A 9,874-nucleotide genomic window follows, 5' to 3' on the forward strand; every position below is an offset into this window, starting at 1 on the left:
CAGTGAACTGACGTGAAGATTCCAAAGTACCGGTTGGTAAACTGGAACCGATGAGCACCGACCACGCGCCAGTACCAAGAGTAGCCAATCGCTACGGTGCCCCCAAGCCGCAGCGGGCCGCCTCCGGGCCGCGCCGGTGGCTGATCTGGGCGGTGCTGGCGGTGGCCGTCGTCGCTACCGGTATTTTCAGTCTTTTTGCCGGCACTCCGGAGGTGTCCTCCAAGGATGTGGGCTTCCGCATTGACGGTCCTGCGATGGCCCGGGTGGACTATGAGGTCACCAAGGATCCCGCGGCAACCGCCCAGTGCGCTGTCCAGGTCCTGAACGAGTCCTACGCGGTGGTCGGTTGGACGGTGGTGACCATTCCCCCGGCCGGCGTCGAAACGGACGGGGACGGCCGGACCACCTCGCACAGCACCATGGTCCGGACGGAGTCCGAGGGCGTCACCGGCGGGGTCAACGCCTGCTGGCTGGTCGACTGACTCCTACCGGCCAGGCTCACAGCCCGCGCCGTTATTGGGTTTCTGCAGCCGGCTGACTATAATGGATTGATACGTTCCGCCCCGCCCAGCGGTTGGTTCTTTGTGGAGAGTTCCCCAGGACACCATCACGCAGGCGGGGTCTTTGCTTGTAAATGCGTACCGCACAGGTGAAGACCGCAAAGCCGAACCCCGCGTACGGGTTCGACGTACCTAAGGAGATACCGTGTCCACCAACAGCGCATCCGTCGCCTGGCTCACCAAGGAGTCCTACGACCGCCTCAAGGCTGAGCTGGACCACCTGTCCGGCCCCGGCCGCACCGAAATCGTTGCCCGCATCGAGCAGGCCCGCTCGGAGGGTGACCTCAAGGAGAACGGCGGCTACCACGCAGCCAAGGAGGAGCAGGGCAAGGCCGAGGCCCGCATCCGCCAGCTCACCGAGCTCTTGAACAACGCCCACGTGGGTGAATCCCCTGCCGATGACGGCATCGTTGAACCGGGCATGCTGGTCGAGGCGAACATCGCCGGAGACAAGGAGACCTTCCTGCTCGGCAGCCGCGAGGTCGCCGGTGACACGGATCTGGATGTCTACAGTGAAAAGTCCCCGCTCGGCGCAGCCATCCAGGGACACAAGGCCGGAGACACGGTGAAGTACACCGCGCCCAACGGCAAGGAAATCACCGTCGAGATCCTGTCCGCCAAGCCTTACGCCGGCTAGCAGCCCCTCAGGCTCAGCGCGCCCGCGGTAGACGGCGGCCGGTTCCGGAAGGGGCCGGCCGCCGTTTCAGCAGCAGGGCCGCCAGCACTCCCCCAAGAGCACCGAAAAGGTGGGCCTGCCAGGAGATGTTTGTGCCGAACTGCGGCAGCACTCCCCAGAGCAGCGAGCCGTACATGCCGAACAACAGGACGGCGAGCAGGATCTGCTTCCAGTCGCGGTTGTAGAAACCACGTACCAGCAGGTAGGCGAACAGCCCGAAGACCACCCCGGACGCTCCGATGGTCACTCCCCCGCCGAAAATCCAGACTCCCAGTCCGGACGCCAGCCAGCTCGTTCCCACGGCAACGGCGAAGCGCTTTGCGCCCTCGAGGAATGCCAGGAACCCCAGCACCAGCAACGGCAGGGTATTGCTGATCAGGTGCCTGGCGTCCGCATGCAGCAGCGGAGCGAAGACCACGCCGTCGAGCCCTTCCAGCTCACGGGGAACGATCCCCAGCAGCCGGACAAGGAAGAAGCCGGTGGCTGCGTTCACCAGGTGCACCACCCAGAGCAGGGCGGCGAAGACGACGACGGTCGCCAGCGCGCTCCTTGCCCTCCTCGCCAGCATCTCAGCCCTGGATGACGACGGGCTGGAAGCCCTCCGCACGCAGGTTGTTCAGGACCTGCTCGCAGTGCTCCTCGCCCTTGGTTTCCATGTTGATCGTGATCGCCACGTCCCCCATGCTGATGGAGCCTCCCACCCGGGTGTGGTCGACGCCGGTCACGTTCGCATCGGACTCGGCGATGATGCGCGAGATCGTGGCCAGCGAGCCCGGACGGTCATCGAGCAGCATCCGCACCACCAGGTACCGGCCGGCCGCGGCAAGGCCCCGCTGGATGACCTTGAGCATCAGCATCGGGTCGATATTGCCGCCCGAGAGCACCACCACGGTGTTCCCCGGGTTGGCGCCGTTCTCGGTGAGCTTTCCGTCCAGCAGTGCCGCGACGCCCACTGCGCCGGCAGGCTCCACCACCATCTTGGAGCGCTCCAGGAGGAAGATCAGCGCCCGGGCGAGGGAGTCCTCGCTGACCGTGACGACGTCGTCCACCAATTCCCGGATGATCGAGAACGGAAGCTGCCCGGGCCGGCCCACGGCGATACCGTCGGCGATGGTGGACACCTTCTTCAGCGGAACCAGCGCATCGGCGGCAAGGGACGGCGGGTATGCCGCGGCGTTCTCCGCCTGGACCCCGATCACGCGGATCTCCCGGCCCAACTCGCGGGCGCGCGCCTTGACCGCGACGGCGACGCCGGCCAGCAGCCCGCCGCCGCCCACCCCCATGAGGATGGTGTCGACGTCGGGCACCTGCTCGAGGATCTCCAGTCCGATGGTTCCCTGCCCGGCGACGACGTCCACGTTGTCGAACGGGTGGACAAAGACGGCGCCGTGCTCGTCCGCGTACCGCTTGGCCTCGGTCAGGGCCTCATCGACGTTGTGGCCGTGGAGGATCACCTCGGCGCCGTGCCCACGAGTTGCCGCAAGCTTGGGCAGCGCCACCCCGAGGGGCATGTAGATGCGTGCCTTGATGCCCAGCCGCGCAGCCGCCACCGCAACGCCCTGGGCGTGATTGCCTGCGGATGCCGCCACCACGCCGCGGGCGCGTTCCTCCTCGGAGAGCCGGGCCATCCGTACGTATGCGCCGCGCACCTTGAAGGATCCGGCACGCTGCAGGTTCTCGCACTTGAGCGAGACCCTGGCGCCCGTCAGCCTTCCGAGCGCGCGGGAGTCCTCGATCGGGGTGTACGCAATCACGCCATCGAGCATTTTCTGCGCTGCGAGGACGTCCTCGACGGTCACTGCCAGCTGGGCGAGATCGGTGGTCACGATGAGGCTTCTTTCGGAGAGGGGGCGGTTCCGGTGGACTCACCGGGAGGCTGGGACGCTGGTGCAGGCTGCCGGTCAGGCGGGCCGAGCGCCGGGTCGGCTTCCCAGGCGCGCCCGGAAATGTACCGCACCACGGTGTTGAGGGTGGCAAGGACCGGCACCGAGAACAGCGCACCGGGAATGCCCGCGACCAGCGTTCCTCCCGCAACAGCGAGGACCACGGCGAGCGGGTGCAGGGAGACTGCCCTGCCCATGATGAACGGCTGCAGGATGTGCCCTTCTACCTGCTGCACCACAAACACGATGGCCAGCATCACCAGCGCGTTGACCCACCCGTTGGCCACCAGCGCCAGGAGGACGGCCACCATACCGGTGAAGAGGGCGCCCAGGATCGGAATGAAGGAGCCGAGGAATACCAGGACGGTCAGCGGCAGAACCAGCGGCACCCCGATGATCGCGGCGCCCAGGCCGATTCCCACTGCGTCGATGAAGGCCACGAGGATCTGCACCCGGACGTAGTTGGCCATGGACGTCCAGCCCTGCCGTCCGGCGCCGAGGACCGCCGCTCTGGCCCGGCGCGGCGCAAGGCCGGCAATGAAGCGCCAGATGAGGTCGCCGTCGTGCAGGAAGAAGATCAGCGCGAATACGGTCAGCAGGAGCCCTGCCATGAAGTAGCCGGCGCCGCTGCCGAAGGAGAGGGCTCCGCTGACAATGACGCCGCTGTTGTTGTCCACGGCGGCGGCCACCTCGTCGATGAACCCGTCGATCTGCGAGGTGGTGAGGTGCAGCGGACCCAGGGAAAGCCAGTCCTGGACCTGGTCGATACCCGCCAGCGCCTCATCCCAGAGGGAAGCGAATCCCACTGCGAGCTGCTGCCCGACGAGCGAGAGGGTGGCAGCGACCGCAGTGAGGAAGCCGAGAACGGTCATCGCCACGGCTATGCCGCTCGGGATCCTGCGCCGGCGCAGGAAGGTTACGGCCGGGGCAAGCAGGCTCGAGAGCAGTCCCGCGATCATCAGCGGAATCACGAGGAGCGAGATCTGGCCGAGCAACCAGACCAACGCGGCCGACACCACGAGGATCAGACCGACCCGCCACGCCCAGGCGGCGCTGACCCGCAGTGCGTAGGGAACGTCCTCGCCCGGCGCCCGCTCCAGGGGCACGCTGAAGGCACCCAGGGGCACCTGCTGCGTTTCCGGCCGCGATGGACGCGTCATGACTCAATCTTTTCACAAGACCCTTGGAACTCCGCTTCGTCTGACTGTTTGAAAATGTTCGGAAACGTTGTATTTTGTTAACCACGTTCTGTGATCCCGCCGACCCTCCTGGAGTTCCCATGCTCGCCGCCGACCGGCACGCCGCGATCCTCGCGAAGCTGGGCGTACAGCGGACCGTGCGGGTCAGCGAACTGGCCGAGAGCCTTGGCGTCTCCGAGATGACCATCCGGCGGGACATCGACGGCCTCGACGCCGCCGGCGCCCTCCGCAAGGTCCATGGCGGGGCCGCATCCCGCACGGCGCTGAGCGCCCTCGAACCCGGGTTCGGCGTCAACGCCGAGCAGCGGACGGACGCCAAGGAATCGATTGCGGCAACGGCGGCGGCGCTCATCCGGCCAGGAATGACGGTGGCCCTCACCGGAGGCACCACCACCTACCGCCTCGTCGGTCACCTGACGGGGCCTCTCACGGTGCTCACCAACTCACTGCCCGCCGCCGAAAAGCTGCACCGCACCGCACCGCCCGGCGTCACCGTGCTGCTGACCGGCGGTGAGCGCTCCCCCTCGGAAGCGCTCGTAGGGCCGATCGCCACCGCCACCGTCCGGTCCCTCAACGTGGACCTCTGCTTCATGGGCGCCCACGGTGTGGACTCCCGGGCAGGGATCACCACCCCCAACCTGGCTGAGGCGGATACCAACAGGGCCTTCGCCGAGCAGTGCGGCCGGTTGGTTGTCCTCGCCGACTCCACCAAGTTCGGCACCGTGAGCCTCGCCAGGATCGCAGGGATCGACCAGGTGCACTGCCTGGTCACCGATTCATCCCCCGAAGACCCGCACTACGCGCGCACCACCGACGTCCTCACACCCTCCGCTCCCCCGCCCCCGAATCCCCAGGACACCCCATGACCCAGATAACCCCCACCCGACTCTCCGACGGGCGCGAGCTGATCTACTTCGACGCCACCAAAGAGGCGGCGGCACTGCACGCAGATCCAGCCGCCGTGGCCGACCAACGCGGCCTGCCGCCGCGGGGCGGCACCGGCGACGTGCGGTATGACCCACTGACCGGCGAGTGGACCGCCGTGGCCGCGCACCGCCAGACCCGCACCCACCTTCCCCCCGCAGACCAGTGCCCGCTCTGCCCCTCCACGGCGGACAACCTCTCCGAGATACCGGCCTCCGACTACGAGGTGGTGGTCTTCGAGAACCGGTTCTCCTCCTTCGGACCGGCCCTTGGCGAGCTTCCGGACCTTCAGCCCGCAAACACCGGCTGGGGTACGACGACGTCGGCCTTCGGTCGGTGCGAAGTGGTCGCCTTCGATTCCGCCCACGAAGGCTCCTTCGGGTCACTCCCGCCGGAGCGGGCGCGGACGGTCATCGATGCGTGGGCCCAGCGTACGGAAGCGCTCTCGGCGATGAAGGGCATCCGGCAGGTCTTCCCGTTCGAGAACCGCGGCGCGGACATCGGCGTGACGCTGCTCCACCCGCACGGGCAGATCTACGCCTACCCTTTCGTGACGCCGCGTGCAGCGCTGATGGGCAGGGCCGCCCGGCGTTACTTCGACGCCGTTGACGGACGCGAAACCCTCCTGGGGTCGGTGCTGAAGTCGGAGCGGGACTCCGGCGAGCGCATGGTCCTGGAGGGGAAGCACTTCAGCGCGTATGTGCCGTTTGCTGCACGCTGGCCGGTTGAGGTGCACCTGGTCCCGCACCGCCATGTGCCCGACATCGCGGCCCTCACCCACGGGGAAAAGGACGAGCTGACCACCCTCTACCTCGATCTCCTGGCCCGGGTGGACGGTATGTACAGTACGCCCACCCCGTACATCGCCGCCTGGCACCAGGCTCCTCTCGTTCCCGAACTGCGTGAGGCCGGATACCTGCATCTCCAGCTCACCTCACCCCGCAGGGCCGAGGATAAGCTGAAGTTCCTCGCCGGTTCGGAAGCAGCAATGGGCGCCTTCATCAACGACACCACTCCGGAGCAGGTTGCCGCCACCCTGCGCGCCGCGACCTTCGCAGGGAAGGAAACAGCATGACCCTCAGCCAGCAGTTCAAGGACCGCTTCGGGCATGCGCCCGCAGGCATCTGGGCCGCCCCCGGCCGCGTAAACGTGATCGGCGAACACACCGACTACAACGACGGGTTTGTCCTGCCCTTCGCGATCGACCGGGCAACCTCAGTGGCCGCATCCGTCCGGAAGGATGCGGTCGTGCGCGTCAGTTCGACCTTCTCCGGCTCAGGTGAAGTGGTGATCAGCGATCTGGAGGAGCTTGCCGCCGGCGACGTCGAGGGCTGGGCCGCCTACCCGGTGGGAGTCCTCTGGGCGCTGCGCCAGGCCGGGCACCCGGTCCAGGGCCTTGATCTTCTGATTGATTCGCAGGTCCCGGTGGGGGCAGGGCTCTCCTCCTCCGCCGCCATTGAGTGTGCCGTCGCGGTGGCGGCGAACGAGCTGTTCACCCTCGGGCTGACCGGCCCGGAGCTCGCTCTCATCGGCCAGCGGGCCGAGAACGAGATGGTGGGGGCACCGACCGGCCTCATGGACCAGTCAGCGTCCCTGCTCGGCCGGCGGGGCCACGCGGTCTTTCTCGATTGCCGCACCCGGCAGGCGGACCTCGTCCCGCTGCCCCTGGCGGAAAACGGCCTGGCCCTGCTCGTGATCGACACCCGGGTCAGCCATTCCCACGCAACCGGCGGCTATGCGGCACGCCGGCGGGCGTGCGAGGTGGGCGCTGACGTGATGGGGGTTTCCGCCCTGCGGGACCTGAGCGAGGATGACCTCGAGGAGGCATCCGGCCTTCTGGACGAGGAGACGTTCCGCCGGGTACGGCATGTGGTGACAGAGAACGCTCGGGTTCAGGACGCCGTCGTACTCCTCCGTACCGAGGGTCCGCACGCCATCGCACCGCTGCTCGACGCCAGCCACCTCTCGATGCGGGACGACTTCGAGATCTCCTGTCCCGAACTCGATCTCGCCGTGGAGGCGTCGCGGGCAGCCGGCGCGCTGGGTTCCCGCATGACGGGCGGGGGCTTCGGCGGTTCCGCCATTGCGCTGACGCGGATTGAGGACATTGACCGGGTGAGTTCCGCCGTCACTGCTGCGTTTGCCGACGCTGACTTCACCGAGCCGGCCATCTTCGCAGTGTCGCCCGCGGACGGTGCGGGCCGCGTCTCCTGACCTCCCGGAACTTTTGCGCACCTCCGGCTGACCTCCCGGAACTTTCGGGCAGATCCGGCGATGTATCCGCCGTCGGACCCACCAGATCTGCCCGAAAGTTCCGCAGGGGATACACAGGAAACACCGGACACAGAAAACCCCCGGCACCGTTTCCAGTGCCGGGGGTTTTCGCTGCTAGTTGTACTTCGTTTACTCGCTGCCGCGCAGGATCGCAATGATGCGCAGGAACTCGACGTACAGCCACACCAGGGTGACCGTCAGGCCGAAGGCCGCCGTCCAGGAGTACTTGCGGGCGGCGCCGTTGCGGACGCCCTCGCTGATCATGGTGAAGTCGATGACCAGGGAGAACGCAGCCAGGCCGATAGCCAGCACACCGATCAGGACGCCCAGCGGGATACCGAAGATTTCGATGCCGGTGCGCAGGCCCCACGGGTCATTGCTGACGCCGAAGACCATCAGGCCAAGGTTGACCAGGCTGAACAGTGCGTAGCCGATCATGGCGATCATGAAGATCTTCATGCCCTTGGGGGTTGCACGGACCTTGCCGCTCTTGAAGAGCACGAGGGTCACGGCGAACACCGACAGGGTGCCCAGCAGAGCCTGCATGGCAATGTTCGGGAACTGTGCCTCGAGGAACATGGTGAGCCCGCCGAGGAACAGGCCCTCAAGGAAGCCGTAGCCGAGAATCAGCGCGGGGACGGGCTCACGCTTGAATGCGTTGACGAGGCCCAGGACGAAGCCGCCGATCAAGCCGACGATCATCAGCAGGGGCGCCAGTGACGGGAACAGGAACGCAGGAACCGCCGCGCCGATCAGTACCATGCCGATGGTGGCGATGGTCTTGACGATCACGTCGTCGAACGTCATGCGGCCGGTCTCTGCCGGACCTGCCGAAGGCTGGTTGTAGAGGTGCTCCAGCTGCTGCTGGTTCATGGCCGTTTGACCGGCCAAAGTTGTTGAACCGTACGCTGCCGGATTGTCGCCGCGGGCAGCGGTACGGAAGTTCTTACCGTTGAATACCGGGTTACCGCCGAGTGCCATTGTGTTGTAGTCCTCCATCTGGGGGCTGAGATGTTTCAACCCTACCAATATCAACGGTTTTCCAGCGTTTTTGTTCCTGCCGCCCGGTCGCTGCCACTTCGGCTGCGGAGTCGGCTGCGGAGTCGGCTGCGCCGGATGCCCGACGGTAGACTGTCCGCGTGTCGAACCCACCAGCCACCAAGGCCCCGTTGCCCGATGCCCTGCCGCTGAAAATGCTCCACGACCGGCTCCTGGTGATCCTGGACAAGGACAGCAGCGAGCGCCGGTCGACCTCGGGCATTGTCATTCCCGCCACCGCGGTGATGGGCAAGCGGCTGGCCTGGGCCGACGTCGCAGCGGCCGGCCCCAGCGTCCGGCAGGTTTCGCGCGGCGACCGCGTGCTGTTCGATCCGGAGGACAAATCCGAGGTCGACGTCGGCGGCACCGACTACATCCTGCTCCGTGAGCGGGACATCCATGCCGTGGCGCAACCGGAAAAGGACGACGCCGGCACCGGCCTCTACCTCTAGGCGCACCTTCGGCGCGCTCTAGTTGTATTGACCACAGAGGTTAGTGACGGTCGGCGTGGTTTGGTGACATGAAGAAGACCTCCGGGTGAAGTGGGGCTTGTCTAGAGCATCCACTAACCAGGAGGTCTTCAATGTCCCACCCTAACGCCCTACTGACACCTCGCGGGAGGTTGTTACTGGCCCAGTGTGTTGTCGATGATGGTTGGCCGCTGCGCCGGGCTGCGGAGCGTTTCCAGGTCTCTGCCACGACCGCTGCACGCTGGTCCTCCCGGTACCGTCTACTCGGGCCCGCCGGCATGAACGATGCCTCCAGCCGTCCGCACCGGTGTCCGCGCAGGACGCCGGCGCGCACGGAGCGGCGGATCATCGCGATCCGGGTCAACCGGCGGTGGGGCCCGGCACGGATCGGCTATCACCTCGGGGTCCATCCTTCGACCGTGCACCGTGTCCTGGCCCGGTACGGTCTGGCGAGACTGTCCTGGCTGGACCGTGCCACCGGACGGGTCATCCGCCGCTACGAACACGCCGCGCCCGGGGAGCTCGTGCACGTGGATATCAAGAAGCTCGGGAGGATCCCCGACGGCGGAGGGCACAAAGCCCTCGGCAGGGCCGCCGGGCGCCGCAACAAGGTCGGCACCCAGCGCAACCGCCGCCCCGGGTATCACTTCATTCACAACGCCGTCGACGATTACTCACGCTTTGCCTACTCCGAGATCCTCACCGATGAGAAGAAGGAAACCGTGGCCGCGTTCTGGAACCGCGCCAACACCTGGTTCGAGTCTCGCGGGATCACCGTCCAGCGAGTCCTGACCGATAACGGCAATGGATACCGATCCCGTGCCTTCGCCGACGCCCTCGGACCCCGCAT

Annotated in this window: 11 protein-coding genes; 7 read left to right on the forward strand and 4 right to left on the reverse strand. The window is 66.8% G+C overall.

The genetic code is table 11. The features are described 5' to 3' along the window. The first annotated feature begins 50 nt into the window (after positions 1 to 50). Complete coding sequence (locus tag BLS52_RS10770; protein WP_245702808.1) at positions 51 to 482, forward strand: DUF4307 domain-containing protein; 432 nt, start codon at positions 51 to 53, stop codon at positions 480 to 482. 223 nt (positions 483 to 705) lie between these two features. Continuing rightward, complete coding sequence (gene greA / locus BLS52_RS10775) at positions 706 to 1,197, forward strand: transcription elongation factor GreA (protein ID WP_026544258.1); 492 nt, start codon at positions 706 to 708, stop codon at positions 1,195 to 1,197. A 13-nt stretch (positions 1,198 to 1,210) separates the two neighbouring features. On the opposite strand, the gene BLS52_RS10780 is transcribed toward greA, so the two are convergent. From BLS52_RS10780 to BLS52_RS10790, 3 genes are read right to left on the reverse strand one after another with little or no spacing between them, the layout of a single operon-like run. Further along, a complete protein-coding gene (locus BLS52_RS10780; RefSeq protein ID WP_245702809.1) occupies positions 1,211 to 1,843 on the reverse strand; it encodes a rhomboid family intramembrane serine protease in 633 nt (210 codons plus the stop codon). Then, entirely contained in the window at positions 1,806 to 3,002 is a 1,197-nt protein-coding gene (ilvA, locus tag BLS52_RS10785; RefSeq protein ID WP_051470484.1) for a threonine ammonia-lyase, read from the reverse strand. Before ilvA ends, BLS52_RS10780 begins: the two co-directional genes overlap by 38 nt. Positions 3,003 to 3,058: 56 nt before the next feature. Further along, complete coding sequence (locus tag BLS52_RS10790) at positions 3,059 to 4,279, reverse strand: AI-2E family transporter (RefSeq protein WP_090586685.1); 1,221 nt, start codon at positions 4,277 to 4,279, stop codon at positions 3,059 to 3,061. A gap of 119 nt (positions 4,280 to 4,398) precedes the next feature. Between BLS52_RS10790 and BLS52_RS10795 the strand changes: the two genes are divergently transcribed. Genes BLS52_RS10795 through galK form a run of 3 tightly spaced genes read left to right on the forward strand, consistent with a single transcriptional unit; the run spans position 4,399 to position 7,456 of the window. Continuing rightward, positions 4,399 to 5,184: a DeoR/GlpR family DNA-binding transcription regulator gene (locus BLS52_RS10795; RefSeq protein ID WP_090586686.1), complete on the forward strand. Its 786-nt coding sequence runs from the start codon at positions 4,399 to 4,401 to the stop codon at positions 5,182 to 5,184. After that, complete coding sequence (galT, locus tag BLS52_RS10800; protein WP_090586688.1) at positions 5,181 to 6,317, forward strand: galactose-1-phosphate uridylyltransferase; 1,137 nt, start codon at positions 5,181 to 5,183, stop codon at positions 6,315 to 6,317. The genes BLS52_RS10795 and galT overlap by 4 nt, the downstream gene beginning before the upstream one ends. Further along, the gene (gene galK / locus BLS52_RS10805) at positions 6,314 to 7,456 is read left to right on the forward strand and encodes a galactokinase (RefSeq protein ID WP_090586690.1); all 1,143 of its coding nucleotides are present in this window, start codon (positions 6,314 to 6,316) and stop codon (positions 7,454 to 7,456) included. The genes galT and galK overlap by 4 nt, the downstream gene beginning before the upstream one ends. Positions 7,457 to 7,645: 189 nt before the next feature. On the opposite strand, the gene BLS52_RS10810 is transcribed toward galK, so the two are convergent. Further along, positions 7,646 to 8,497, reverse strand: coding sequence for a Bax inhibitor-1/YccA family protein (locus tag BLS52_RS10810; protein ID WP_090586712.1), 852 nt, complete (start codon positions 8,495 to 8,497; stop codon positions 7,646 to 7,648). Between the two features lie 212 nt (positions 8,498 to 8,709). Here BLS52_RS10810 and BLS52_RS10815 point away from each other — a divergent pair, with 212 nt between their 5' ends. Together BLS52_RS10815 and BLS52_RS10820 are read left to right on the forward strand one after the other, a co-directional pair. Beyond that, positions 8,710 to 9,006, forward strand: a complete 297-nt coding sequence (locus BLS52_RS10815) for a GroES family chaperonin (RefSeq protein ID WP_051470485.1) — start codon at positions 8,710 to 8,712, stop codon at positions 9,004 to 9,006. 131 nt (positions 9,007 to 9,137) lie between these two features. Beyond that, positions 9,138 to 9,874: IS481 family transposase (locus tag BLS52_RS10820; RefSeq protein ID WP_090586714.1), on the forward strand; the 737-nt coding region annotated here is incomplete at its 3' end.

It is taken from the genome of Arthrobacter subterraneus, from assembly GCF_900099735.1.
Taxonomy (GTDB): Bacteria; Actinomycetota; Actinomycetes; order Actinomycetales; family Micrococcaceae; genus Arthrobacter_D; species Arthrobacter_D subterraneus.